The organism is Streptomyces argenteolus, assembly GCF_042902585.1.
In the GTDB taxonomy this organism is placed as follows: domain Bacteria; phylum Actinomycetota; class Actinomycetes; order Streptomycetales; family Streptomycetaceae; genus Streptomyces; species Streptomyces argenteolus.
In genome coordinates, this window is record NZ_JBIBEG010000006.1 from 259,165 (window position 1) to 284,306 (window position 25,142).

The following is a 25,142-nucleotide window of genomic DNA, read 5'->3' on the forward strand; positions in this document are numbered from 1 at the left end:
CCACTGGGTAGGGGACGTTCGGTGCAGATCGTCCCGCACCCTCCGTCCCCGTCCCACGGGGCGCCCTCCACCCCGTAGAGTGAACGCCACGCGAGCGAACGACGGGCCCGTGCGAAAGCGCCGGTCCGCGGGCGGTACGGGGACGTGGACCAGGGGGACGGATGAGTACCGAAGCGCAGCGCGCTCCAGTGCCGCCCCGCCCGGGTGTCCCGCCCGTCCCGCCGCCCCTCCCCGGACACCCCCCGGCACCACCTCTCCCGCGGACGGAACCCACGCCTCCCGCACCGCGGACGGAACCCACGCCTCCCGCACCGCGGGCGGAACCCACGCCGGCGGAGACGACCACCCGGCTGCGCGCCGTCCCGCCCGCGCCCCCCGCCGCGTCGCCACCCCCGCCTCCCGGCCACCCCGGGCCGCCCGCCGTCACCCGGCGCAGGCCGGTCGGTGCCGTGGACCTCACCCCCCGCCCCGGTGCCACTCCCGCCCCGCCCGGCGCCTACCACGCCTACGCGGAGACCCCCGCCGAGACCACCACCCGGCTCCGCCCCGTCCCGGCCGGGCGGCCGTTCAGGACCGCGGCGGCGGCGGTCTGCGCCGTGCTCGGCCTCGGGCTCATCGGCGGCGCCGTCACCGGCAGCTGGCTCACCGGCGACTCCGCCGCCGAGCCCGGCCAGGACAGCGCGTACACGGTCAGCCGCTCCGTCTGGCACAGCGTGCCCGTCGGCACCCTGTTCCCGCGCACGCTCAAGGGCGAGGGCGCGGGGCCGGGCGCCACCGACCGGATGTGGACCCGGGTCGCCGTGGCGGGCGACAGCGACTGCGCGGCCGGTCTCGACCCGCTGCTCCTGAAGGCGCTCCGCCCGGTCGGCTGCGAACGCCTGCTCCGCGCCACCTACACCGATGCCACCCGCAGCAGCGTCACCACCGTGGGGATGGTCTTCACGGAGGCGAACGCCGAGGGGATGGACGCGCTGAGCGGCCGGTTCACCGCGCAGAAGCTCGCCGTGCGCTCCGACCTGATGCCCCGTGCCTATCCGGCCCGCGACACCGTGGCGGCCCACTTCACGGACGCCACGCGCGCGAGCTGGACCGTCCACGTGCTGACCGAGGTGCCCGTCGTCGTGTTCGCCGTCTCCGGCTTCGCCGACGGCCGTGCGGTCGCCGAACCGCAGCCCGCCGCCGAGGCCATGGCCGCCGGCGCCACCACCGCCGTCGCCCAGGCGGGACTCGGCCACGAGGCGAAGGGCGTCGCCGACCGCGTGGAGCGCGCGTTGCGCAGGACCGTCACCGACCTCACGGAGAAGCCGGAGTGAGCGCAGCAGCCCGCCCGCGCCGGTCCCGCCCGCTCCGGACGCTCGCCGCAGTGACCACGGCCGCCGCCTTCGCGCTGATCCCCGCCGTCCCCGCCCGTGCGGACGCCATCCGCGACCAGCAGTGGGGCCTGGAGGCCCTGCACACCGAGCAGGCCTGGCGGACGACGAAGGGTGAGGGCGTCACCGTCGCCGTCCTGGACACCGGGGTGGACGACCAGCACCCGGACCTCGCGGGCCAGGTGCTCCCCGGCAAGGACCTCATCGGCTTCGGCGCGGGGCGCGGCGACAGCTCGTGGGCCCTGCACGGCACCGCCATGGCCGGCATCATCGCGGGCCGTGGCAACGGACCCGGGCGGGCCGACGGGGTGCTCGGCGTGGCCCCGGAGGCCAAGATCCTGCCCGTCCGGGTCATCCTGGAGTCCAACGACCCCTCCCGCGGCAAGGCCCGTGAGTCACGCGGCACCGCGCTCGCGGACGGCATCCGCTGGGCGACCGACCAGGGCGCCGACGTCATCAACCTCTCCCTGGGCGACGACAGCAAGTCCGCCCACCCGGAGCCCGGTGAGGACTCCGCCATCCAGTACGCCCTCGGCAAGGGAGTCGCCGTCGTCGCGTCGGCGGGCAACAGCGGCGACAAGGGCGACCGCGTCTCCTACCCGGCCGCCTACCCCGGTGTGATCGCCGTCGCCGCCGTCGACAGGTACGGCACGCACGCCTCGTTCTCCACCCGTCGCTGGTACGCGACCGTCAGCGCCCCCGGCGTCGACATCGTCGTCGCCAACCCGGACCAGCACTACTACATCGAGTGGGGCACCTCCGCCGCCTCGGCGTTCGTCTCCGGAGCCGTCGCCCTCGTGCGCGCCGCCCACCCGGGGCTCTCTCCCGCCCAGCTCAAGACCCTGCTCGCCGACACGGCCCGCAACGCCCCCGAGGGCGGGCGTGACGACGCCCGTGGCTACGGCCTGGTCGACCCCGCCGCCGCGATCGAGGCCGGGGCGAAGCTGTGCCCCGAGGGTGCCGAGGCCCGGTCCGCCGTGGCCGGCTACCGCAAGCAGTACTTCGGGGCGGGCCCCGAACCCGAGCGGGAGGACGAGGACCCGGCCGGCTGGCTGGCCCCGGCAGCGGGCGGCCTCGGAGCCGTACTCCTCGCCCTGGCGGTGGTGCTGTGGCGCGGCGGCAACTCCGTCAGCCGGGCCCGCTGACCGCACCCGTCACGCCGGCCGCGGTCTTCGCGACGGACTCCACCAATGCGATGCCCGCCTCCTTCGTCGTGTGCCCCCGCGAGAGCACGGCGACCAGCAGGGTGTGCCCGCCGCTCTCCACCCGCCCGATGCTGTTGACGTCCCACAGCCCGGTCGTGGTCCGGGGCATCCAGCCGTTCTTCAGCACCGCGCCGGTCCCCGCCGCGGACACCCCCCACCGCTGGCCCGCCTCGACGTCGCCCATCAACTCCGTCACATAGGCGCGGGAAGCCTCCGTCAGCACCGGCCCCGCACCGCACACCGCCTCCAGCAGCCGCACCTGGTCGGCGGCCGTGGTCTGGGTCAGCCCCCACGCGTGCACGGCCCCGGTCTCGGTCAGGCCCAGGCGCTCGTTGGCCGCGTCCAGTCCTTCGGCGCCGCCGATCACCCTGAGCAGCTGGGTCGCCGAGGTGTTGTCGCTGCGGCGGATCATGGCCTCGGCGTACGCGTGCTCCGTGCCGCTCAGCTCACGGCCCTCGTCCTGCGCGAGCAGCAGCAGCGCCGCCAGGATGTCGACCTTGACGATGCTGGCGGTGTCGTACGTCCCGTCGCCGTACGTCGCCCGCGCTCCCGTCTCCGTGTCCAGCACCGACACCGAGACGTCGGCACCGTCCGCCGGGACCGCCAGTGCCTCGGCCAGTTCCGCGTCGAGATCCACCTCGGGCTCCTCGCTCACGCCCGTCGTGGCCGGCGGGCTCGACGCGGAGGATACGGCGGCCACGGCGGCCGGAGCGTCATCCGCGGAACGACCCACCAGATACGCGCCACCCACGGCGGAACAGGCCAGGAGCAGGCCGGCGGTCACCGAGGCGGACAGCGTGGACCTGCGGGTTCTGTGACGGGGCACGGCCCGGACGCCAGGCAGCGCACCTGGCAGCAGCCTGTGCCCGACCTGTCGCCCAGGTGGGAGACGCCAACGACTACGCTCGTCGTGTGGAGCTCAAGAACATCCCGGACCCAGGTTTCTCAGACGACGACGGCACCGCCGCCCCCGAGCTGACGGCCGCCCTCGCGGCGTGGGCCGGGGACCGCACGGCTGTCGGCCCGGTCCTGACGGCGCTCCGCGACGCCCGGCTGCTCGTCCCGGTCGTCGCCGTCCTCGGCGAGGTCGAGGAGGACGAGAACGGCCTGCGCCGGGAGAAGACCAGCGACATGGCCGTGCCGACGCTTCAGGCCGGTGACCGGCGCGCGCTGCCCGCCTTCACCTCCACCGCCTCCCTGGCCCGCTGGGACCCGCAGGCGCGCCCCGTGGCCGTGCCCCTGCACCAGGCGCTACAGGCCGCCGCGCACGAGAAGGCGGACACCGTGGTGCTCGACCTCGCGGGGCCCGTCGCGTTCGAGCTGACCGGGGCCGCGCTGCGGGCCCTGGCCGAGAACCGCGTGAGCGCCGACCCGCTCGACGACCCCGCCGTCGTCACCGCTGTCCGGGACGTGGTCGCGGCCGAACCCGCCGTGCTCCGCGCCCACCTCGGCCCCGGCTCGGCCGACGGCACCCTGGCGCTGGTCCTGTCCGAGGGAGCCGTGGTCGCCGAGGCCGCCCGCCGGGTCGCCGAAGCGCTGTCGGCCAGTGAGGTGCTGCGGGCCCGGTTGGTGCGCGGCATCGATCTCGCGCTGCTGCCCGCCGGGGCCGAGGCGCCGGGCGAGCCGCTGTTCAGCCGCTGACGCGGACGAGCCCGCCGCCTGGTCGCAGGCGGCGGGCTCGGGTGCGTCAGCCGTGGACTCCGGGGTGCGCGACCCCGGCACGATCCTGACGGGGACCTAGCCGTAGACGGGGCCCGTGTACTTCTCGCCGGGACCCTTGCCGGGCTCGTCCGGGACGAGCGAGGCCTCACGGAAAGCGAGCTGGAGCGACTTCAGGCCGTCGCGCAGCGGGGAGGCGTGGAAGGTGCTGATCTCCGTGGCGCTCGCGTCGAGCAGCCCGGCGAGGGCCTGGACCAGCTTGCGGGCCTCGTCGAGGTCCTTGTGCTCCTCGCCCTCCTCGGTCAGGCCGAGCTTCACGGCCGCCGCGCTCATCAGGTTGACGGCGACGGTCACGATCACCTCGACCGCGGGAACCTCCGCGATGTCGCGGGCCATGTCGTCGAAGCCGGGGTTCTCGGTGCTGGGGGTGGTCGCGTCGCTCATGCCCCACACGATAAGGCCAGGCGGCACCCGTCCTTCCCGCGGGAGCACCCTGGACCCGCCAGGCCCCGGCGGACGGGCCGGGAGCCACGGCGAGGAGGTCGCGGGACGCAGCGGGAGCACCCCGGGACACGGGATTAGCGCCCGCGTCGGCGGGCTGCTAACCTTGTGTAACGACCGGCCGGACACCTATGTGCTCGGCCCACAAGTGGAGGCTCCGATCTCCCACCTGACCGTCCTCCGGGACGGCGGGTCACCGGTCAGGTGGCAGCCATCGTTCCGTACGGACGATGGGGCCGCCCGATGCGCCCCGCGTGACACGCGGCCGTGTTCCGGTAGTTCCTGGAGCCCCGCCTGTGTCCCGTCCGGGGCATTTTTGCTTTCCCGGCTCGGTTGGTCTTACGAAAAGACGTTACGTGGCTGTCCGCCAGGCGGTCACGTGGTGCTACCGAGGAGGATCCATCAGCGCCGAGCCCCGCATCAACGACCGGATTCGCGTTCCCGAGGTGCGACTTGTCGGTCCCAGCGGCGAGCAGGTCGGGATTGTTCCGCTTGCCAAGGCCCTGGAGCTCGCACAGGAGTACGACCTCGACCTGGTCGAGGTGGCGGCGACAGCCCGTCCCCCCGTGTGCAAGCTCATGGACTACGGGAAGTTCAAGTACGAGTCGGCCATGAAGGCCCGTGAGGCGCGCAAGAACCAGGCGCACACGGTCATCAAGGAAATGAAGCTCCGGCCGAAGATCGACCCGCACGACTACGACACCAAGAAGGGTCACGTCGTCCGGTTCCTCAAGCAGGGGGACAAGGTCAAGATCACGATCATGTTCCGCGGTCGTGAGCAGTCCCGCCCCGAGCTGGGCTTCCGGCTGCTCCAGCGTCTCGCTTCGGATGTCGAGGACCTCGGCTTCATCGAGTCCAACCCGAAGCAGGACGGCCGGAACATGATCATGGTTCTGGGCCCGCACAAGAAGAAGACCGAAGCCATGGCCGAGGCCCGCGAGGCCCAGGCCGCCCGCAAGGCGGAGCGTCAGGGACCGACCCCCGACGCCGAGTCCGCGGGTGAGACCGCTGAGGCCCCGGCCGCAGCGGACGAGGCTCCGGCCGACACACCTTCCGAGGCGTGACCTCCGGGGGCAGCCATCCAGGCGCCCCCGGGTCCCTCGGAACCACCCAAAGATCTGACGCCCCTGCAGTCCGGTGCCCGCACCGTGAGGGGCGCCACTGACGAGGAGATAACGGCGCGATGCCGAAGAACAAGACGCACAGCGGTGCCAGCAAGCGCTTCAAGATCACCGGCTCCGGCAAGGTGCTGCGCGAGAAGGCCGGCAAGCGCCACCTGCTCGAGCACAAGTCGTCCAAGAAGACCCGCTCGCTGACCGGCACGGTCGTCGTGGCTCCGGCCGACGCCAAGAAGATCAAGAAGCTTCTCGGCAAGTGAGGCGCTGCCTCCGGTGACCCCGGAGGCGCCCTCGATCCGACCGGGACCTATTCGTTTCCGGGTCAGGTGAGTCTGACTTCCGACCACCCGGCCCCGCTGCAAGGAGTTTAAAAGTGGCACGCGTCAAGCGGGCGGTAAACGCCCACAAGAAGCGCCGGGCGATCCTCGAGGCCGCCAGCGGTTACCGCGGTCAGCGTTCGCGCCTGTACCGCAAGGCCAAGGAGCAGGTCACCCACTCCCTGGTCTACAACTACAACGACCGCAAGAAGCGCAAGGGCGACTTCCGTCAGCTCTGGATCCAGCGCATCAACGCGGCCGCTCGCCAGAACGGCATGACGTACAACCGCCTCATCCAGGGTCTGAAGGCCGCCAACATCGAGGTGGACCGCAAGATCCTGGCCGAGCTCGCGGTCAACGACGCCAACGCGTTCGCCGCCCTGGTGGAGGTCGCTCAGAAGGCCCTCCCGAGCGACGTCAACGCCCCGAAGGCCGCCTGACCCAGGCAGTACTTCTGGCATCGCGTTCCGAGCCGGACCCGCAGGCGTGCGCCGTCTGCGGGTCCGGTGCGTTGCACCACGTGCCGCGTACGTAGTCAGCCGTACGCAGGCCAACGTACGCAGAGAAGCTGACTTACGCAGAGAGGCTCGCCGCCGACCATGGGCACCCCCGAACTGATCTCCGCGCGATCGCCGCGAGTCGCCGCCGCACGCCGGCTGGCCAGACGCAATTTCCGCGGCAAGGAGCGCAGGTTCATCGCCGAGGGGCCGCAGGCCGTGCGGGAGGCCGCCGCGCACCGGGGCCGCGACGGCGAGCCCACCCTGACCGAGCTCTTCGCCACGGTCGAGGCCGCCGAGCGCTACACCGGCATCATCGACGCCGCACGGGCCGCCGGAGCCCGCGTGCACCTCGCGGACGGCGACGTGCTGGCCGACGTCTCGCAGACCGTCACCCCTCAGGGGCTCATCGGGGTCTGCCGCTTCCTGGACTCCCCCTTCACGGACATCCTCGCCGCGAAGCCCACCCTGGTCGCCGTCCTCGCCCACGTACGCGACCCCGGGAACGCGGGCACCGTGCTGCGCTGCGCGGACGCGGCCGGCGCGGACGCGGTGGTGCTCACCGACGCCTCGGTGGACCTCTACAACCCAAAGTCCGTCCGGGCGTCCGTCGGCTCGCTCTTCCACCTGCCGGTGGCCGTCGGCGTACCCGTCGAGCAGGCCGTGCAAGGGCTGCGTGACGCCGGGGTGCGCATCCTGGCGGCCGACGGCGCGGGCGAGGACGACCTCGACGACGAACTCGACGCGGGCACCATGGGCGGGCCCACCGCCTGGGTCTTCGGCAACGAGGCGTGGGGCCTGCCCGAGGAGACCCGCGCCCTGGCCGACGCCGTGGTCCGGGTCCCGATCCACGGCAAGGCCGAGAGCCTCAACCTCGCGACCGCCGCCGCCGTCTGCCTCTACGCCTCCGCGCGGGCGCAGCGCCCCCGCCGCACCGGCTGACCCCCCGGGTGCCCCGCCGGTCGATACGGGCCACACCCCGCCGGAGGCCGCCCACAGGGTGTCGCCCGGCCGCCGGCGCCTAGTAGGGTGACGAACTCGGGGGCCCACTGCACCGGTTCGAGAGGTGGGGTACGGGAAGATGGCTGTCGGCACGAGCAGGCCGCGAGCGGCACACACGGCCGCCACGCGCGCCCTCTCCGACGAGGCCGGCACGAGCCCGGCCGCCGGTGACCTCGGCACGGGCATCGACCCCGACGACCTGCCCGACGGTCTCGTCGTCGCCGACGAGAACGGCAAGGTCGTCTGCTTCAACCGGGCCGCCGCCCGGATCACCGCCACCCCCCGCGCCGCCGCGCTCGGCAGCTCCCTGGAGCAGGCCCTGCCGCTGGAGGACCTCAAGGGGCGGCGCTGGTGGGAGCTGACCGACCCGTACGGCGGGCTCGCCACCCGGGTCGGCCAGCCGGAGCGGAATCTGCTGCTGCCCGGCGGCCGTGAGGTCCTCGTCTCCGCCCGGTACGTGAGGCAGACCCCGACCGGCCCCGTCCGCCGGCTCGTCGTCTCGCTGCGGGGGACCGAAGCCCGGCGCCGCACCGAGCTCAGTCACGCCGAGCTGATCGCGACCGTCGCCCACGAGCTGCGTTCCCCGCTCACCTCGGTCAAGGGGTTCACCGCGACGCTGCTGGCCAAGTGGGAACGGTTCACCGACGACCAGAAGCGGCTCATGCTGGAGACCGTCGACGCCGACGCCAACCGGGTCACCCGGCTCATCGCCGAGCTGCTCGACATCTCCCGTATCGACTCCGGCAGGCTGGAGCTGCGCCGCCAGCCCGTGGACGTCTCCGCCGCCGTCGAGCGCCACATCCAGGCCCTCATGGCCACCGGCCTGCCCCCGGACCGCTTCCTCGTGCACACCCGCCAGCCGCTGCCCGCGCTCTGGGCGGATCCGGACAAGGTCGACCAGGTCCTCGGGAACCTCCTGGAAAACGCGGTGCGCCACGGCGAGGGAACCGTCACCATCGAGGTCGCCCCTGCACCCGCACCGGGCAAGAGCGACGAGAGCGGAACGGCGGTCACCGTGAGCGACGAAGGCCCCGGCATCCCCGAGGAGTCGATGGCCCGCGTCTTCACCCGCTTCTGGCGGGGGAGCAAGCGCGGCGGGACCGGCCTGGGCCTCTACATCGTCAAGGGCATCGTCGAGGCCCACGGCGGCACCATCACCGTCGCCCGCGCCCCCGGCGGGGGCGCCGAGTTCCGATTTATCCTGCCCGTGAGCGCGCCGGCCTACCTGACATGAGGAGTGACGGGAGGGCCTGAGCAGCCCACGGGCTCCTTCGCCCCCCGGCGGCCCGTAGACTCGACTTTTGGCACCTTTGCGTCCTCAGTCGTCGAACCAGGTCGCCACCAGCCAATCGGAAGCACGGGAAGAGATGTCGGCACCGAACAAGTCGTACGACCCAGTCGAGGTCGAGGCACTGAAACCGGAAGAGATCGAGCGCATGCGGGACGAGGCGTTCGCCGCCTTCGCCGCCGCGGGCGACCTCGACGCGCTCGCCCAGGCGAAGACCGCGCACACCGGTGGAACCTCGCCCCTGTCGCTCGCCAACCGGGAGATCGGCGCCCTGCCGCCGCAGGCCAAGGCCGAGGCGGGCAAGCGCGTGGGCCAGGCCCGCGGCGCCGTCTCCAAGGCGCTGGCCGCCCGCCAGAGCGAACTGGAGGCCGAGCGTGACGCCCGGGTGCTGGTCGAGGAGGCGGTGGACGTCACGCTGCCCTACGACCGCACCCCGGCCGGTGCGCGCCACCCGCTGACGACCATCATGGAGCGCGTCGCCGACGTCTTCGTGGCCATGGGCTACGAGATCGCCGAGGGCCCCGAGGTCGAGGCGGAGTGGTTCAACTTCGACGCCCTGAACTTCGTGCCCGACCACCCGGCGCGGCAGATGCAGGACACCTTCTTCGTCCAGGGCGCCGACGGCGCCAGGAACGACGAGTCCGGTGTCGTGCTGCGCACGCACACCTCGCCGGTCCAGGCCCGCTCGCTCCTCAGCCGCAAGCCCCCCGTCTACGTGGTCTGCCCCGGCCGGGTCTACCGCACCGACGAGCTCGACGCCACGCACACCCCGGTCTTCCACCAGATCGAGCTGCTCGCCGTCGACGAGGGCCTCACCATGGCCGACCTCAAGGGCACCCTCGACCACATGGTCCAGGCGCTCTTCGGCCCGGACATGAAGACCCGGCTGCGGCCGAACTTCTTCCCGTTCACCGAGCCGTCCGCCGAGATGGACATGGTCTGCTACGTCTGCCGCGGCGAGTCCGTCGGCAACCCGGACCGCCCCTGCCGCACCTGTGGCAGCGAGGGCTGGATCGAGCTCGGCGGCTGCGGCATGGTCAACCCCAAGGTGCTCGTCGCCTGCGGTGTGGACCCCGAGAAGTACAGCGGATTCGCCTTCGGGTTCGGCATCGAGCGGATGCTGATGTTCCGCCACAACGTAGAGGACATGCGAGACATGGTCGAGGGTGACGTCCGGTTCACCCGGCCGTTCGGGATGGAGATCTGATGCGCGTCCCGCTTTCCTGGCTGCGGGAGTACGTCGACCTGCCGGTGACGGAGTCCGGCCGTGACGTACAGGCCAAGCTCGTGTCCGTGGGCCTCGAGGTCGAGACCGTCGAGCGGACCGGCGCCGGCCTCAAGGGCCCGCTGGTCGTCGGACAGGTCCTGACCATCGAGGAGCTGGAGGGCTTCAAGAAGCCCATCCGCTTCTGCACCGTCGACGTCGGCACCGCCAACGGCACCGGCGAGCCGCAGGAGATCGTCTGCGGCGCCCGCAACTTCTCCGTCGGCGACAAGGTCGTCGTGGTCCTGCCGGGCGCCGTCCTGCCCGGGGACTTCGCCATCGCCGCGCGCAAGACGTACGGCAAGACCTCCCACGGCATGATCTGCTCCACCGACGAGCTCGGCATGGGCGACGACGGCACGCACGGCATCATCGTGCTGCCGCCGGAGTACGAGCCCGGCACCGACGCGATCGAGCTCCTGGAGCTCGTCGACGAGGTCCTCGACATCGCCGTCACGCCGGACCGGGGCTACTGCCTCTCGATGCGCGGGGTCGCCCGCGAGACCGCCATCGCGTACGGGCTGCCGCTGCGCGACCCGGCGCTGCTGGACGTGCCCGCCCCCAACGCGTACGGCTACCCGGTGAAGGTGTCCGACCCGATCGGGTGCGGCACGTTCACCGCGCGTACGGTCACGGGCCTTCAGCCCGAGGCGCGCTCCCCGATCTGGATGCAGCGCAGGCTGCAGAAGGCCGGGATGCGCCCCGTCTCGCTCGCCGTCGACGTCACCAACTACGTGATGCTGGAGCTCGGCCAGCCGCTGCACGCCTACGACCGCTCCCGCGTGCAGGGCCCCATCGGGGTGCGCCGCGCGGAGCAGGGCGAGAAGCTCACCACGCTCGACGGCGTGAAGCGCGTCCTGGACGCCCAGGACCTGGTCATCACCGACGACCGCGGGCCGATCGGCCTCGCGGGCGTCATGGGCGGCGCCGACACCGAGATCGCCGACCACGCCGAGGAGGCCGGGACCACCGAGGTCGTCATCGAGGCCGCGCACTTCGACGCGATCGCCATCGCCCGGACCGCACGCCGCCACAAGCTGAGCTCGGAGGCGTCCAAGCGCTTCGAGCGCGGCGTCGACCCGCAGGCCGCGTCCGCTGCCGCGCAGCGCACCGTCGACCTGCTGGTCCTGCTCGCCGGCGGCACCGCCGAGGCCGGGGTCACGGAGATCACCGCTCCCTCCGCCCCCCACACCATCGCGATGCCGGCGGACCACCCGGACCGGGTGGCCGGTGTCGCGTACGGACGCGAGACCGTCGTCCGCCGCCTCCAGCAGGTCGGCTGCGACGTCTACGGGCAGGACGAGCTGATCGTCACCGTGCCGTCCTGGCGTCCCGACCTCGCCGAGCCGAACGACCTGGCCGAGGAGGTCATCCGGCTGGAGGGGTACGAGAACCTCCCCTCCACGCTGCCGACCCCGCCGTCCGGGCGCGGGCTCACCGACCGCCAGCGGCTGCACCGCCGCGTCGGCCGGGCGCTCGCGGGCGCCGGTTACGTCGAGGCCCTCAGCTACCCGTTCATCGGCGACGCCGTGCTCGACCAGCTCGGCCTGGAGAAGGACGACGCCCGCCGGCGTACGGTCACGCTCGTCAACCCGCTCTCCGACGAGGAGCCCGCGCTGCGCACCACGCTGCTCCCGGGCCTGCTCGGCGCGCTGCGGCGCAACGACGGCCGGGGCAGCCACGACCTGGCGCTCTTCGAGACCGGCCTGGTCTTCAGGCCGACCGGCGAGGAGACCAAGGCCGTACGGCTGCCCGTCGACCGCCGTCCCACCGACGAGGAGATCGCCGGGCTGGACGCGGCACTCCCGCGTCAGCCGCGCCGTGCCGCGGTCGTCCTCGCGGGCGCCCGGGAGCAGGCCGGCTGGTGGGGCAAGGGCCGCCCCGCGACCTGGGCGGACTCCGTCGAGGCGGCGCGGACCATCGTCCGCGAGGCGGGCGTCGAGCTGACGGTCCGTGCCGACCGGCACGCGCCGTGGCACCCCGGCCGCTGCGCCGCGCTGTACGTCACGGTCGACGGCGAGGAGACCCTGTTCGGGCACGCGGGCGAACTGCACCCGCGCGTCGTCAAGGAGCTCCACCTGCCCGAGCGGACCTGCGCCATGGAGGTCGAGCTCGACGTCCTGGAGCGGGCCGTGGACGGCGCGCTCCAGGCGCCCCGGATCTCCACCTTCCCGGTGGCGACCCAGGACGTCGCGCTCGTCGTCGACGCGGGCGTGCCCGCCGACGCGGTGGAGAAGGCCCTGCGCGAGGGCGCCGGCGACCTCCTCGAATCGCTGCGGCTGTTCGACGTCTTCACCGGCGAGCAGATCGGTGAGGGCAAGAAGTCCCTGGCGTACGCGCTGCGGTTCCGTGCCGCGGACCGCACGCTGACCGTCGACGAGGCCTCCGCGGCCCGCGACAGCGCGGTCGCCCTGGCCGCCGGGCGCACCGGCGCGGTGCTGCGCGGCGCGTAGCCTGCGAGAACGGTGAGAAGGGGCGTATCCGGCCACCGGATACGCCCCTTCTGTTCTCGCCGGACGGCCTGGGGACCGCACACGGCCCCTCTGTCATCGGGGCAGTGGGCCGCGCGATCCGGCGCCGCCCGCCCTGCCACGGAGTGTCGGGCAGGCCGGCAGGACGAACGGCGCGGGTGCGGGTCGCCGAGCTGTTACGAGGGGGAGCCGGCGACCCGGCCGCCTCTTGCGAGGCACTTATTCAACCGAGCGGGATCCCGGCCCGGCAGAGCGCACAGCAGGATGGTTCGGGCATTACGTTCACACCCCGTGTGAATCGTGCTCCACTAGGCTCATCGCGACACGCACATGGGGGGGCAATGGAGCCCAACATCCTGCTCGAATCCCTGATCGACGAGGCGGGGGTGTCCCGGGCGGGGCTCGCCGGACACGTCAACCAGGCCGGCCGGGTCCGCGGGCTGTGCCTGCGGTACGAACACACGGCGGTCTCCCGCTGGCTCAAGGGGCAGCGCCCGCGAGGTCAGGTGCCCGACCTGATCTGCGAGGTCCTCGGTGCACGGCTGCGCCGGCCCGTCACGCTCGACGACATCGGCATGGGGATCGCCGGTTCCCACCCCGCTCCGGGCGGCGCCGGTCTCTCCGGCTTCGTCGAGCACGCCACCGCCCTGTGGCGCTCCGACGACCAGCAGCGCCTGCACCTCGCCTCCGCGCCCGCGGTCACGGGCACCGGTGCGGTGGTGCCGGTCTGGGAGTGGGAGAACCCACCCGAGGACACCGATGTCTCCCGCCCCGGGCCGGCCCGCGTGAGCATGGCGGACATAGCGATGCTCCGGGCGGCCCGCGCCCACTACGAGCAGATGTACCGGAAGACGGGCGGCATCGCGACCAGGGCACGCGTCGTCGGCTTCCTCAACGCCGAGACCGCACCGCTGCTGCGCGGCGGATACAGCGACGCCACGGGCCGCCGTCTCCATCGCGCGATCGCCGGTCTGGTCGCCGTCGCGGGCATCTGCGCGTACGACTCCGACGCCCACGGCCTCGCCCAGCGCTACTTCCACCAGGCCCTTCGCCTGGCCAAGGCCAGCGGGGACCGCGGCCTCGGCGGATACGTGATCGCCCTGCTGGTGAACCAGTCGCTCCACCTGGCCGAATTCCGCAGGTCCGTCGCCTTCGCCGAGGCGGCGCTGCGGGCCGCGGGCCCGCACATCACCCCGGCGCTGGCCACGGACCTTCACGCGATGCAGGCCAAGGCCTACGCCGAACTCGGCGACCCGCGCAGCGCCCTGGAGTGCATCCGCCGCGCCGAGAGCGAGGCCGACCGCATCCACGCGCTCCGCGAGCCGGACGAGACCGGGTACGTGCAGCCGGGCCTCGTCAACGTCCAGGTGGCGGAGGCGCTGCTGAGCCTCGGCGATCTCGCCGGGGCGCGGGAGCACGCCACGGCGGCCGTACGCACCCCGGCGCACGACCGGGGGCAGGTGCACCGGCTCGGGCTGCTCACCCGTCTGCAGTTGCTCCAGGGAGAGGCGGACAAGGCGGCCCGCACCGCCTCGGAGATGGCGGAACGCGCTCGGGGCATGGAGTCCCGGCGGTTGCGTGACCGGCTGCGCTCCGTACGGGAGCCCCTGGCCGCCAGCGGCTGCGCGGACGCACGCGAGGCGGCCGGACTCATCGACGGGGCGCTGCGCGTGCCCCTGTGAGCTTCCGCCCAGGAGGTTTGCCGCGTTCCGCTTCGCGGCTGTCCCTGCTCCGATGTTGCCATCAACCAGTCGGAAGGTGGCATCACCGTGCAGTGGACGAACTTAAACGAACAGACTGTGTATGAGAACCGCTGGTTCCGCGTCAACCTGGCGGACGTCGTTCTCCCCGACGGACGGCATCTGGACCACTTCCTCATCCGGCTCCGCGCCGTGGCCGCGGCGACGGTGGTCAACGAGGCCGACGAGGTGCTGCTCCTGTGGCGGCACCGGTTCATCACCGACAGCTGGGGCTGGGAGCTCGCCGCGGGGGTGGTCGAGGACGGTGAGGACGTCGCCGTGGCCGCGGCGCGGGAGATGGAGGAGGAGACGGGCTGGCGCCCCGGCGAACTGAGCCCCCTGATGACCGTCGAGCCCGCGAACGGGCTGATCGACGCCCGGCACCACTTCTTCTGGTCCCGCGAGGCGGCGTACATGGGACATCCGGCCGACGACTTCGAGTCCTCGCGACGGGAGTGGGTCCCGCTCAAGCTCGTGCCGGACATGGTCGCGCGCGGTGAGATCCCGGCGGCCAACATGGCCGCCGCGCTGCTGATGCTCCATCACATGCGCCTGGGCTGACCGGTCACGGGTCCGGCCGGGCCTGCCGGCCGGACCCGTGACGGCACCCGGCCCGATGCCCCCGTCGGCCGGACTCGGGCAGCGGCGGACCAGGCATAGAATCGTTCGATAGTTGCAGGTCGGAGACGGTGTGGCGACATTCACCCGGCCTGACGGACAGTCGTGCGCGACAGGTGTGAGGGGGAGGGCTCCGTGGGGATCCACAGACGCCGGGCAGGGGAGTACGTCAGGCCCGCGGGCCGCGTGCTGCTGGACGACTACTGCCGGCCCGAGGGGGAGTACTACGCCTCCGGGGCGTACTACCTCCAGGATTCGCTGAGCAGGTTCGAGGCCGGACAGAAGGTCGAGGCCGAGCTCGTGCCCGAGCCGTGCAACCCCTGGGACGCGCGGGCGGTGGCCTACGACGTGGAGGGGCAGAGGGCCGCCTACCTCCCCGCGACCGCCGCCAAGATGTGGCACGACGTGGTGCGGGGGTGGAACGCCGCCGGCTTCGCGGTGTACGTGGCGGCGGAGGTGAACCGCTGGGAGACCGACGGGGAGGTCCGGTTCGGCCTCACCGTACCCAAGTGGGACTGGCAGACCCTTCTGGCGATGGCGGAGACGGTCGGCCTGAAGGAGGCCTCACGCGCCGCGCTGGAGGAGCTGACGGAGGAGCAACGGCTCCTCATGCGGGAGGACGGCGGTTACACCCCGCACGAGACCGCCCTCGAGGCGCTGTGGAGAAAGCGCGGGCAGCACCCCGCCTGCGCGTGGGGCGGGAAGCGCGACGGGGGCCTGAGCGAGCGGATGCCGTTCTGGTACGGGTACGTCGTGCGTGAGCGGATGCGCGAGGAGGAGGAGCGGCTCCGCTTCGCCAGGTCCGTGAAGTCGGCCCTGACCCGTGGGTTCAAGGACGAGATCCGCAGGCGGAAGGAGCGGGAGAGCGAGCGGGAGCGCCTGCTGCGCAGGGAGCAGGTGGAGTACGCGCTCCGGCTGCACGGCGAGGGCCGGCGCCACCAGGAGATCGCCGCCGAGCTGGACCTGACGCCCAAGCAGGTCGAGGGTCTCCTGCACCGTGCCCGCAAGGCGGCGGGAATCACGCTCCAGCGCAACGAGGACCTGCGCAAGGAGCGGTACGGCGCGGCGGCGGAGGCCCTCCGTCACAAGAGATCCGGCATGGCGCGGGCTCAGATAGCGCGGGCGATGGGCCGATCGGTCGAATCGGTGAAGGAACTGCTGCAGGACGCGGTCTTCTACGAAGCCCCCGACGCTCATCCGGAGCGACTGGAACTGGCACGGCACTGCGCCGAACTCCGGGGCGCGGGTCTGGTGAAGGACCAGGTCCTGGAGAAGCTGGGCGTCACCCGGGTGAAGGGGCTCCGGGCCTTCCGGGACGCGTCGTTCCTCGAAACCCTTGGCGCGGCACAGGGCGAGGCGGCCCCGTCAGGTCTCTGAGCGCCGGCTCCGAGCCCCCCGGCACGGCCGGGCGGAGCAAGCCGTCCGCCCACCCGCGTCAGCCTTCCGGACGCTACGTCGTGCCATCCAGCGGTGCGTCGTCCATGGACGCGATTTTGCGGAGGATGTCCGTGGCCAGAGCCCGTTCGCTCTCCGACAGGGACTCCAGGAGCTGTTCGTTGATGCGTTTCGCCGGAGGGATGAGGGTGTCGAGGAGCTCGGCGCCTCCGTCGGTGAGGCTGACCAGCGTGCGTCTGCGGTCTTCCTCGTCCCGCACCTGGTCCAGATAGCCCTGGTCCGTCAGACGCCGGACCATCTGGTTGACGGTGGACCGGTCCAGGGAGGTGCGGTGACCGAGGGTGCGCTGGTCGATGCCGGGTTCCTGGCGCAGCGCGTTGAGGACGGCGAACTGCTGCGAGGTGATCTCGCGGGACACGTGCCGGAACCACAGAGCGGTGTGCACCTGTTCAGCGCGCCGGAGCAGATGTCCTACGTAGGTGTGCAGCTCCAGCGCGCGCGCCACGGTGCTCCGTTCGTCGAGCCGGTCAGGTGGTGCCGGTGAGGAGGCCGGCCGGTCCCCGGCAGTCTACGAGCGCCCGGCACCACCTCGCGTCCCGCGCAGCCGTCAGCGGACCCTGCTCCCGGGGCGATGCGCGTAGGGGAGGGCGCGGGAGCCGTCGACGCCCACCTCCAGGCGGCCGACCTGCTCGATGTCCAGGACGATCCTGTCACCGTGGCTGAGCGGCCCCACACCGGCAGGTGTGCCCGTCGCGATCACGTCGCCGGGGTGGAGGGTCATGACGGAGGACGTGTAGGCGATCAGTTCGCGGACCCCGAAGATCAGGTCCGCGGTGGTGGTCCGCTGCCGGGTCTCACCGCCGACGTCGCACCGCAGACCGAGGGTGTCCGGGTCGGCGATGTCGTCCGCGGTGACGACCCACGGGCCGAGGGGGGTGAAGGTGTCGAACGACTTGCGGGTGGAGCGGTCCTCGCCGGAGCGGACGGTGATGTCCAGCACACAGGTGTAGCCGAAGACGTGGTCCAGGGCCTTGTCGGCGCTGACATGGCGGGCGGTGCGTCCGATGACGACGCCCAGTTCGCCCTCCTGGTCGGTGCGCTTGTCGGTGTAGGGAAGGAGGACGTCCTGGCCCGGCCCGATGACGGACGAGTTGGCCTTGAGGAAGACGCCGAGGTCGGCGATGGAGGTGGTGTACTCCATCTCGGCCTTGTGGTCGAGGTAGTTGACCGGTGCCCCGATGATCTTGCCGGGGCGCGGCAGCGGGGCTTCCAGGTCCACTTCGGTGAGGGGGACTCGCGGGAGACCGGTGAGGTCGAGGGCGACGGCCCCGTCCCGCACCGTGGTCTCGATGTAGTGGTGCAGCGCTCCGGCAGGGCCGGGCGTCCCGCGGTCGGCGAGCCGCTCGGTCACGTCCACGAGGTCGTCACCGTCGACGACTCCGAGCCGCCCTTTGTCGAACAGGGCCAGACGCATCAGGGCCTCCTTGTGAGATGTCGGATGGGGGGCGGATCAGGCGCCGGGGTCGGCGTCCTCCGTGCGGTACAGGCCGAGGGACCGCATGACGGGCTCGTCGCTGTAGGAGAAGAGGACGGCGTCGTCGGAAGCCGAGGTGTTGAGGTGCCGGTAGGAGGCCCAGCCGGGCACGGCGAAGGTGTCCTTCTCCGACCATTCGAGCCGTTTGCCGTCCACGATCGTGGCGCCTTCGCCGCGGACCACGCTGAAGACCGTGGAGGCGGTGTGCCGACGGCCGGCCCCCTGGAAGCCTGGGCGAAGCCGCTGGACACGGCAGCCGATGGTGGGCATGACCGGGCCGCCCGTCCACGGGTTGGTGTACTCCAGGACGACGCCGTCCACGTCACTGCCGTCGGCGGTGTCCGCGATGCCGTCCAGGGCGCGCTGTGTCTCCTCCCAGGTGTACCGGGTCACCGGCGAGTGGGGGCCGTCCTGGGTGAGCCAGACCGGGGTGAGCCGGCCGTGCAGGAACTGCCTGCTGCCCGCGTCGTCCGGGCGGGTCACGGGCTGGAGGCGCCGCGGGTACTTCTCGTAGAACCCTGCCTCCAGCGCGTTGACGAGAGGGTAGTCCAGCGCGTCGAGCCAGATCATCGGCGCGTCACCCTCATGGGTGTGGTCGTGCCAGTGCCAGCCGGGTGTCAGCAGCAGGTCGCCCGGCGTCATGAAGACCCGCTCTCCGTCCACCGTAGTCCAGGCGCCGCTGCCCTCCAGAACGAAGCGGAAGGCGTTGGACGTGTGCCGGTGCGCCTGGGCGGTCTCGCCGGGCAGGATGATCTGCAGGCCCGCATAGAGGGTGTTGACCGTGGCGGGGGGATCGGTCAGGCCGGGGTTGACCAGCATGAGCACCCTGCGTTCGGCCTCGTCCAGCGACAGGGTCCCGGAGAAGTGCAGGAGGTGCGGGCGCAGTTCCTGCCAGCTCCAGCGGCAGGGCACGGCCCGGCTCTTCGGCTGAGCGGGGAACAGGTTGCCGTAGAACCGCCACAGCGGCGCCGCGCCCGCCTCTTCCAGGGCCGTGTAGACCACATCGTCGGTCGTCATGATGTCCTCCTTCGGTGCCGGGTTCACCGGGCGGGGACGAAGGCGGCGGCCGGCGTCCACACCCATGACATGTCGTCGAATTCGTCGGACCCGCGAGATCTGAGGTGGAGGTTGCGGAAGGTGGCACCCATGCCCTCCAGATGGCAGATCTCGCCGAAGCGACGTGCCTGGGTCTGGATGTCCGCCGCCCGCTGCGTGCGCTGCGCGGCGTAGGCGGCGAAGGCCTCGCCCGGGTCGCCGTACCGGCCGAGAGCCTGCCCCAGGGCCACGGCGTCCTCCAGCGCCTGGCACGCCCCCTGCGCCAGGTACTGCAGCATCGGGTGGGCCGCATCGCCGAGGAGGACGATCCGGCCGTGCACCCAGGTGTCGACGGGCAGCCGGTCGTAGAGCGGCCAGCGGCGGTCGCGCGAGACGAGGGGGAGGGCGTCCCGTACGGTCCGGCAGGCGCCGGCGAAGCGTTCCTCGAGTTCTGCTTCGGTGCCCCAGTCGTCGGAGTCCGGCGTGTAGTGGTCGCTCTCGAAGACGGCGACCTGGTTGTACAGCTCGCCGCGGCGCACGGGGTACTGCACCAGGTGCATACGGGGCCCGGCCCAGACCATCACCGCCTCCGAGGCGGCGTGCTGTGACATGCGGCCGGTCATCCTCCGCGTCGGCAGCGCTCCGCGGAAGGCCACGTAGCGGGAGCAGACCGGGTCCCCGTCGCCCACCAGGGCCTGGCGCAGGCGGGAGCGGAGGCCGTCGGCGGCCACGACCGCGTCCGCTGCCAGGACCGCGGGAGACTCGGCGAAGTGCAGCCGGGCCCCTGACTCGTCCTGGTCGACGTGGGTGACGGTGTGCCCGGTGCGCAGGGTGACCGAGGGGTGCTCCTGGCACGCGGTCAGCAGTGCGGCGTGCAGATCCGTGCGGTGGGTGACGAGGTAGGGGTGGGCGAAGCGCTCGGTGTAGGCCGCACTGCGCAGGTCCAGCGAGGTGACCTCGTCGCCGGTCAGGGCGTCCATCATGACGAGTCGGGGCGGGGCGACCGCTGTGCGCCGAACGGCAGGGAGGACGCCGAGTTGCTCCAGGGCGAGGGAGGCGTTCGGCGCGAGCTGCAGGCCCGCTCCGATCTCGCCGAACCGCGAGGCGCGCTCGACAAGGGTGACGTGGTGCCCGGAGCGGGCCACGGCCAACGCCGCGGCCAGTCCACCTATGCCTCCGCCGACCACGGCGACGCGGAGAGGATCTGGGGTGACGGACATACGGCCTCCCGGCCTGTAAGGAGTGGAGGGCAGTGAAAAAGGAGACCAGCGAGGGCAAATGATCAGTAGGCCAATCATTGGTCTACTGATTATATTGGGACCGTTGTCTCCCCGATGTCAATGAGGCGGCGGGGGCGGGCTCTTCGCGTGCCGGGCACCGCCCGGTCAGCAGGCGGCGGCGACGCTGTCCAGGCGTAGGGGAGCGCTCGTCCGTGCGGTGATGTCCTCGACGGTCACTCCCGGGGCGGTCTCGACGAGAGCGAGGCCGTCGTCGGTGACGTCGAGGACGCCGAGGTCGGTGATGACCCGGTGGACGCATCGCCGGCCGGTCAGCGGCAGCGTGCACTCCTGGACGAGCTTCGGCGTGCCGTCCTTGGCGGTGTGCTCCATGAGGACGATGACCCGGCGGGCGCCGTGGACGAGGTCCATGGCGCCGCCCATGCCTTTCACCATCTTCCCGGGGACCATCCAGTTGGCGAGGTCCCCCTGGGCCGACACCTGCATGGCGCCGAGGACCGCGGTGTCGATGTGACCCCCACGAATCATCCCGAAGGAGAGCGCGGAGTCGAAGAAGCTCGCTCCGGGCAGGACGGTGACCGTCTCCTTGCCGGCGTTGATCAGGTCCGGGTCGACCTCACTCTCCGTCGGACAGGGGCCGGTGCCCAAAATGCCGTTCTCGGAGTGCAGCACGACGTCCACGCCCGGTGGGAGGTGACCGGGGATCAGGGTGGGCAGACCGATGCCCAGATTGACGTAGGAGCCGTCGGTGAGTTCGGCGGCTGCGCGGGCGGCCATCTGGTCGCGGTTCCAGCCCAGGGTGCTCATATGCGTACGGTCCTCTTCTCGATCTGCTTGCCGGCCGCCTCGGCCGGGGTCAGCTCCACCATTCGCTGCACGTAGATGCCCGGCAGGTGCACCTCGTCGGGCTGCAACTCGCCAGGTTCGACGAGGTGTTCCACCTCAGCGACCGTGATGCGGCCGGCCATCGCCGCCAGCGGGTTGAAGTTGGCGGCGGCGCGGCGAAACACGAGATTGCCGTGCCGGTCGCCGCGCACGGCCCGTACGAAGGCGAAGTCGGTGGTTATACCGTGCTCCAGCACGTACGAGCGGCCGTGGAACTCCCGGGTCTCCTTGGGCGGGGAGGCGATGGCCACTGCCCTTCCCCCGGACTCCGGCCGGGAGGCACCCCCAGGGGCGTAGCGCCAGGGCAGGCCGCCGTCGGCCACCTGGGTGCCCACGCCGGCCGGGGTGTAGAAGGCGGGGATGCCCGCGCCCCCCGCGCGCAGGCGCTCGGCGAGCGTGCCTTGGGGGGTGAGCTCGACCTCCAGTTCGCCGGCCAGGTACTGACGGGCGAACTCCTTGTTCTCCCCGACGTAGGAGCCGGTGACGCGGGTGATGCGGCCGGCGGCCAGCAGCACGCCGAGGCCGCGGTCGTCCACACCGCAGTTGTTGGAGACGACCCGCAGAGCGGCCGTGCCCTGCGCGAGCAGGGCGTCGATGAGTACGGCGGGGACCCCGGAGAGGCCGAAGCCTCCGACGGCGAGCGAGGCGCCGTCCGGTATGTCGGCGACCGCCTCGGCGGCGCTGCCGTAGACCTTGTTCACAGCACGTTCCCTTCAGGTGGAGGAGCCGCCGGGCAGGACCGTTGACCAGCCCCCGTCGAGGACCATCGGCGCCGGTGAGGTGGGCGGACTGGGTGGAGCCGGGAAAGACGGCGGTGTCACCGGGGGCGGCCCGGGGCCGGAGCCGTTCTGCCTTCGGGCCGCTTCAGGAGCCGCTGTCCGGCCGCAGTGCGTCGGAGACGGATTTCACGCCGCCGTGCGCCGTCATACCGCCGTCCACCGGGATCTCGGCGCCGCTGATGAACGACGACTCGTCCGACAGCAGGAAGACGACCAGCGGGGCGACGTCGTCGACGCCGCCGGTGCGGCCGAGGGGAGTCTCGCGGAGGTTGGCCTCCCGGAAGGCGGGTGCGGCCGATGCGGTCATCTCGGTCTCGATATAGCCCGGGTGGATGGTGTTGACGCGGATGCCACGGGGGCCGAGCTCCAGTGCCGCCGTCTTCGACAGGCCCCGCAGCGCCCATTTGCTGGTCGTGTAGGCGACCGGGTAGTGGGCGGTGAGAGCGGCCGAGGAGCCGACGTTCACGACGGAGGAGCCGACGGGCATGAGCGGCGCGAGGTGCTGCATACCGAGCAGCGGTCCGGTGACGTTGACCGCGTGGACGCGTGCCATGTCCTCGGGCCGTACGTCCCCGATCCTGGCCCGCCAGGTGATGCCCGCGTTGTTCACCAGGCCGTGCACCTCGCCGTACGTCTCGCGCAGTTCGGCGGCCAGGCCGGCCCAGTCCTCCTCGCTGCTGACGTCGAGACGGCGGCACCCGTCAGCGGATTCGACGTCGGTGGCGATGACGCGGGCGCCCTCACGGGTGAGTGCCGCGGCCTCGGCTGCTCCCTGGCCGCGTGCTGCGCCCGTGACGACGACGACCTTGCCCAGGAGCTTCCTGCCGGCCCCTTCGTTCACGGCCGCTCCCGGTCGCGGCGGCGGCCGGCGGGCAGCGGCAGCGGCTCCACACCGGGGACGACCGTGCTGGTCAGGGTGCCGATGCCCTCGACGGTGAGGCTCACTGTGTCGCCCGGCCCGAGCGGCGGCGGGGTCTTCTCGCCGCGCCGGCCCCAGAGTTCGGCGAGGCAGCCACCGTTGCCGCAGGTACCGGAGCCCAGGACGTCACCCGGCACGATCCGGGTGCCGCGTGAGGCGTAGGCGGCCATCTCCTCGAAGGTCCAGCTCATGTTGGAGAGGAGGTCCTTGCCGATCACCTCACCGTTCACCTCGGCGGTCAGCGCGAGGCGCAGCAGTCCCTCGGCGTCCCGGTACGGCTCCAGTTCGTCGGCGGTGACGAGGTAGGGGCCGAGGGTGGTGGCGGTGTCCTTGCCCTTGCAGGGGCCGAGGCCGACCTTCATCTCCGCGGACTGGAGGTCGCGGGCGGACCAGTCGTTGAAGACGGTGTAACCCACGATGTGGTCGCGGGCCCGGCCGGGGGTGAGGTCGCGTCCCTCGCGGCCGACGACCGCGCCGACCTCCAGTTCGAAGTCGAGCACCGACGAGCCGGGGGGCATCGGGACCGTGTCGTGCGGGCCGTACACGGCGTGCGGGTTGGTGAAGTAGAAGGTCGGCGCCGCGTACCACTGCTCGGGGACGCCGGCGACGCCGTCGACGGCGCGGCGAACGCCCTCCACGTGCTCCTCGAAGGTCACGAAGTCCCTTATGGACGAGGGGTGCAGGGGAGGGAGCAGCCGTACCTGCGAGACGTGCGGGCCGGGCGGTACGTCGAGGGCCGCCGCACCGGCGGCGAGCAGCCCCGGCAGCCCGTCGGTCTCCTCCAGGAGAGTGGTGAGAGAGGTGACACCGGGGAGGGGATACAGGGTGCCGTCCTCTTCCACGACGGCGACGCGGGGGCGGTGCTGATGCTCGTAGCTGGCGAAACGCATGTGCGGCTCCTGAGAGTGGGGAGGATCGGTCGAGGCGGATGCGCATCAGGTGGTGGCCCACGGTGATGCGGCAACGGCGAGTCGCCGAGCGGACGGAGGCGCGGGCGGCCGTGGCCCCCTGGTGGCCCGGGAGCTGGGGGAGGGATCGGTGGGGCCGGCGGACCGACCACGTGGCTGGTCGTGCGGCGGCGGCCTCACCGCTCCCGGTGACGCCGGTCGTGTACCCGGCGCATGTGCTCGACGACCGAAGGGGGCATGCCCTGCTCCTCGCACCACGTCGTGCCGACGACCTCAGGGAAGAGGAGAGGGCGGTCCCGGGCCGGACGACCCCGATTGTGGCCGTCGAGCCGGTCCTTCGACCGTCCTCGGCCCGGGAGTCGTGTGGGGTCCTGCGGGAGAGAGCCGGGGACGCGGCCGAGTGAGCCAGGGCATGGACACCGGCCGCGCCCCCGGGGACGAGTGCCCTTCCGGCTAGACGGGCGGGGCGATGAACACGCCGCGGTCGGGGTCGTTGAAGGACTCCTTGGCGACGATCTCGCTCATCGGGTTGGCCGTTCCCCACTGGTCGGTGACCTCAGGCTCGGAGAAGTCGTAGACATGCGGGTGCCAGGTGTCCTCGTCGAGGTTCTCCAGCTCCGTCGTGTACTCGACGGTGTTGCCGTGCGGGTCGAGGAAGTAGGTGAAGGTGTTGTCGCCCGCCATGTGCCGCCCGGGGCCCCAGATCTTGCGGAAGCCCGCCCGCATGACGCGGCCGGAGCCGCGCATGTACTCGTCGATCCCGCGCATCTCGAAGGAGACGTGGTGCAGGGCGGTGTGCGGTCCTTGCGCGATGGCCATGGAGTGGTGCTGGTTGCTGATCCGCATGAAGTGCATGACCTCGCCCATGTGCGGTGAGGACAGGGTGTCGGAGAGGGCGAAGCCGAGGTGGCGCTCGTACCACTCGCGGGTGCGGTTGAGATCGGGGGAGTTGAGCACGACGTGGGAGAGCTTGACCGGGATGGCTTCCTTCTCCTCGATCTTGCGGTGCTGCCGGACCTGGACGTCGGCGGAGACCTCGATGGTGCGGCCGTCGACGTCGAAGAAGCGGAAGCCGTACCCGCCTCCGGGGGTGTCCACGGCACCGGGGCGCGAGATCAGCTGAACGCCGCCGGCGAGGAGCCGCTCGGCCAGGGTGTCGACGTCGGCGGCGTTCGCGGCCCCGTAGGAGACGAGGTCGAGACGCTTCTCCTCGGCCTTGCGCAGCCGTACGACGTACTGTTCGGGGGAGCCCTCGGCGGCCAGGAAGGAGATCCCGGAGTCCTCGGAGACCTTGGTGAGGCCCCAGACGCCGGCGTAGAAGTCGAGCTGCTTGTCGTAGTCCGGCACCGCCAGGTCGACGTGGCGCAGATGGGTGAGCAGGCGTGCGCTCATGGTGGGTT

General features: G+C 72.1%; 24 protein-coding genes. 13 read left to right on the forward strand and 11 right to left on the reverse strand.

Annotation, left to right across the window (positions count from 1 at the left end):
- The first annotated feature begins 449 nt into the window (after nt 1-449).
- Both ACFY8O_RS22415 and mycP read left to right on the forward strand, forming a co-directional pair.
- Nucleotides 450-1,313 (forward strand): hypothetical protein, encoded by an 864-nt coding sequence (locus ACFY8O_RS22415; protein WP_387904991.1) that lies wholly within the window; start codon nt 450-452, stop codon nt 1,311-1,313.
- The gene (gene mycP, locus ACFY8O_RS22420) at nt 1,310-2,515 is read left to right on the forward strand and encodes a type VII secretion-associated serine protease mycosin (protein WP_387904993.1); all 1,206 of its coding nucleotides are present in this window, start codon (nt 1,310-1,312) and stop codon (nt 2,513-2,515) included. Before ACFY8O_RS22415 ends, mycP begins: the two co-directional genes overlap by 4 nt.
- Here mycP and ACFY8O_RS22425 read toward each other — a convergent pair.
- A complete protein-coding gene (locus tag ACFY8O_RS22425) occupies nt 2,499-3,401 on the reverse strand; it encodes a serine hydrolase (RefSeq protein ID WP_387904996.1) in 903 nt (300 codons plus the stop codon). The two genes, mycP and ACFY8O_RS22425, sit on opposite strands and share 17 nt — an antisense overlap.
- A gap of 86 nt (nt 3,402-3,487) precedes the next feature.
- On the opposite strand from ACFY8O_RS22425, the gene ACFY8O_RS22430 reads away from it, so the two are divergent.
- On the forward strand, nt 3,488-4,216 hold the full coding sequence (locus ACFY8O_RS22430) for an SseB family protein (RefSeq protein ID WP_145806455.1): 729 nt from the start codon (nt 3,488-3,490) through the stop codon (nt 4,214-4,216).
- A gap of 96 nt (nt 4,217-4,312) precedes the next feature.
- On the opposite strand, the gene ACFY8O_RS22435 is transcribed toward ACFY8O_RS22430, so the two are convergent.
- Entirely contained in the window at nt 4,313-4,678 is a 366-nt protein-coding gene (locus ACFY8O_RS22435) for a DUF1844 domain-containing protein (RefSeq protein WP_145806453.1), read from the reverse strand.
- A gap of 413 nt (nt 4,679-5,091) precedes the next feature.
- Between ACFY8O_RS22435 and infC the strand changes: the two genes are divergently transcribed.
- The 10 genes from infC to ACFY8O_RS22485 all read left to right on the forward strand — a co-directional run bounded on the left by infC (nt 5,092) and on the right by ACFY8O_RS22485 (nt 16,426).
- Entirely contained in the window at nt 5,092-5,799 is a 708-nt protein-coding gene (gene infC, locus ACFY8O_RS22440; protein ID WP_387904999.1) for a translation initiation factor IF-3, read from the forward strand.
- 119 nt (nt 5,800-5,918) lie between these two features.
- A complete protein-coding gene (gene rpmI, locus ACFY8O_RS22445) occupies nt 5,919-6,113 on the forward strand; it encodes a 50S ribosomal protein L35 (RefSeq protein ID WP_030918579.1) in 195 nt (64 codons plus the stop codon).
- 113 nt (nt 6,114-6,226) lie between these two features.
- Nucleotides 6,227-6,610: a 50S ribosomal protein L20 gene (rplT, locus tag ACFY8O_RS22450; protein WP_003970214.1), complete on the forward strand. Its 384-nt coding sequence runs from the start codon at nt 6,227-6,229 to the stop codon at nt 6,608-6,610.
- A gap of 159 nt (nt 6,611-6,769) precedes the next feature.
- Nucleotides 6,770-7,609, forward strand: a complete 840-nt coding sequence (locus ACFY8O_RS22455; protein WP_387905004.1) for a TrmH family RNA methyltransferase — start codon at nt 6,770-6,772, stop codon at nt 7,607-7,609.
- 139 nt (nt 7,610-7,748) lie between these two features.
- Nucleotides 7,749-8,903 (forward strand): sensor histidine kinase, encoded by a 1,155-nt coding sequence (locus ACFY8O_RS22460; protein WP_145806447.1) that lies wholly within the window; start codon nt 7,749-7,751, stop codon nt 8,901-8,903.
- 133 nt (nt 8,904-9,036) lie between these two features.
- The gene (gene pheS / locus ACFY8O_RS22465) at nt 9,037-10,164 is read left to right on the forward strand and encodes a phenylalanine--tRNA ligase subunit alpha (RefSeq protein ID WP_145806445.1); all 1,128 of its coding nucleotides are present in this window, start codon (nt 9,037-9,039) and stop codon (nt 10,162-10,164) included.
- Nucleotides 10,164-12,674 carry a phenylalanine--tRNA ligase subunit beta gene (gene pheT / locus ACFY8O_RS22470; RefSeq protein ID WP_387905007.1) on the forward strand — a complete coding sequence of 837 codons (2,511 nt, stop codon included), beginning with the start codon at nt 10,164-10,166 and terminating at the stop codon, nt 12,672-12,674. Before pheS ends, pheT begins: the two co-directional genes overlap by 1 nt.
- Before the next feature lie 359 nt (nt 12,675-13,033).
- A complete protein-coding gene (locus ACFY8O_RS22475; RefSeq protein WP_387905009.1) occupies nt 13,034-14,374 on the forward strand; it encodes a transcriptional regulator in 1,341 nt (446 codons plus the stop codon).
- A gap of 87 nt (nt 14,375-14,461) precedes the next feature.
- Entirely contained in the window at nt 14,462-14,992 is a 531-nt protein-coding gene (locus ACFY8O_RS22480; RefSeq protein WP_387905012.1) for an NUDIX hydrolase, read from the forward strand.
- A 192-nt stretch (nt 14,993-15,184) separates the two neighbouring features.
- Complete coding sequence (locus ACFY8O_RS22485; protein WP_387905014.1) at nt 15,185-16,426, forward strand: hypothetical protein; 1,242 nt, start codon at nt 15,185-15,187, stop codon at nt 16,424-16,426.
- 73 nt (nt 16,427-16,499) lie between these two features.
- Here the strand turns inward: ACFY8O_RS22485 and ACFY8O_RS22490 are convergent, their stop codons facing one another.
- The 9 genes from ACFY8O_RS22490 to ACFY8O_RS22530 form a co-directional block, all read right to left on the reverse strand.
- Nucleotides 16,500-16,949 (reverse strand): MarR family winged helix-turn-helix transcriptional regulator, encoded by a 450-nt coding sequence (locus ACFY8O_RS22490; RefSeq protein ID WP_145806435.1) that lies wholly within the window; start codon nt 16,947-16,949, stop codon nt 16,500-16,502.
- 102 nt (nt 16,950-17,051) lie between these two features.
- On the reverse strand, nt 17,052-17,918 hold the full coding sequence (locus ACFY8O_RS22495; RefSeq protein ID WP_387905017.1) for a fumarylacetoacetate hydrolase family protein: 867 nt from the start codon (nt 17,916-17,918) through the stop codon (nt 17,052-17,054).
- Nucleotides 17,919-17,954: 36 nt separating this feature from the next.
- Nucleotides 17,955-18,995: a cupin domain-containing protein gene (locus ACFY8O_RS22500; protein ID WP_387905020.1), complete on the reverse strand. Its 1,041-nt coding sequence runs from the start codon at nt 18,993-18,995 to the stop codon at nt 17,955-17,957.
- A 23-nt stretch (nt 18,996-19,018) separates the two neighbouring features.
- Nucleotides 19,019-20,233 (reverse strand): FAD-dependent monooxygenase, encoded by a 1,215-nt coding sequence (locus tag ACFY8O_RS22505; RefSeq protein ID WP_387905022.1) that lies wholly within the window; start codon nt 20,231-20,233, stop codon nt 19,019-19,021.
- A 165-nt stretch (nt 20,234-20,398) separates the two neighbouring features.
- Nucleotides 20,399-21,049: a CoA transferase subunit B gene (locus ACFY8O_RS22510; protein ID WP_145806863.1), complete on the reverse strand. Its 651-nt coding sequence runs from the start codon at nt 21,047-21,049 to the stop codon at nt 20,399-20,401.
- A 5-nt stretch (nt 21,050-21,054) separates the two neighbouring features.
- The gene (locus ACFY8O_RS22515) at nt 21,055-21,837 is read right to left on the reverse strand and encodes a CoA transferase subunit A (RefSeq protein ID WP_387905025.1); all 783 of its coding nucleotides are present in this window, start codon (nt 21,835-21,837) and stop codon (nt 21,055-21,057) included.
- 163 nt (nt 21,838-22,000) lie between these two features.
- The gene (locus ACFY8O_RS22520; protein ID WP_387905027.1) at nt 22,001-22,756 is read right to left on the reverse strand and encodes an SDR family NAD(P)-dependent oxidoreductase; all 756 of its coding nucleotides are present in this window, start codon (nt 22,754-22,756) and stop codon (nt 22,001-22,003) included.
- Nucleotides 22,753-23,724 (reverse strand): fumarylacetoacetate hydrolase family protein, encoded by a 972-nt coding sequence (locus ACFY8O_RS22525; RefSeq protein WP_387905029.1) that lies wholly within the window; start codon nt 23,722-23,724, stop codon nt 22,753-22,755. Before ACFY8O_RS22525 ends, ACFY8O_RS22520 begins: the two co-directional genes overlap by 4 nt.
- A gap of 471 nt (nt 23,725-24,195) precedes the next feature.
- On the reverse strand, nt 24,196-25,134 hold the full coding sequence (locus ACFY8O_RS22530) for a VOC family protein (protein WP_387905031.1): 939 nt from the start codon (nt 25,132-25,134) through the stop codon (nt 24,196-24,198).
- Nucleotides 25,135-25,142: the final 8 nt, after the last annotated feature.

Bases quoted from the DNA above. Each gene is read 5' to 3' on its own strand.
- pheS (WP_145806445.1), top strand. From the start codon at position 9,037: ATGTCGGCACCGAACAAGTCGTACGACCCAGTCGAGGTCGAGGCACTG.
- ACFY8O_RS22530 (WP_387905031.1), bottom strand. From the start codon at position 25,134: ATGAGCGCACGCCTGCTCACCCATCTGCGCCACGTCGACCTGGCGGTG.
- ACFY8O_RS22505 (WP_387905022.1), bottom strand. From the start codon at position 20,233: ATGTCCGTCACCCCAGATCCTCTCCGCGTCGCCGTGGTCGGCGGAGGC.
- ACFY8O_RS22460 (WP_145806447.1), top strand. From the start codon at position 7,749: ATGGCTGTCGGCACGAGCAGGCCGCGAGCGGCACACACGGCCGCCACG.
- rpmI (WP_030918579.1), top strand. From the start codon at position 5,919: ATGCCGAAGAACAAGACGCACAGCGGTGCCAGCAAGCGCTTCAAGATC.
- ACFY8O_RS22525 (WP_387905029.1), bottom strand. From the start codon at position 23,724: ATGCGTTTCGCCAGCTACGAGCATCAGCACCGCCCCCGCGTCGCCGTC.
- ACFY8O_RS22455 (WP_387905004.1), top strand. From the start codon at position 6,770: ATGGGCACCCCCGAACTGATCTCCGCGCGATCGCCGCGAGTCGCCGCC.
- ACFY8O_RS22435 (WP_145806453.1), bottom strand. From the start codon at position 4,678: ATGAGCGACGCGACCACCCCCAGCACCGAGAACCCCGGCTTCGACGAC.
- ACFY8O_RS22475 (WP_387905009.1), top strand. From the start codon at position 13,034: ATGGAGCCCAACATCCTGCTCGAATCCCTGATCGACGAGGCGGGGGTG.
- ACFY8O_RS22495 (WP_387905017.1), bottom strand. From the start codon at position 17,918: ATGCGTCTGGCCCTGTTCGACAAAGGGCGGCTCGGAGTCGTCGACGGT.
- pheT (WP_387905007.1), top strand. From the start codon at position 10,164: ATGCGCGTCCCGCTTTCCTGGCTGCGGGAGTACGTCGACCTGCCGGTG.
- ACFY8O_RS22500 (WP_387905020.1), bottom strand. From the start codon at position 18,995: ATGACGACCGACGATGTGGTCTACACGGCCCTGGAAGAGGCGGGCGCG.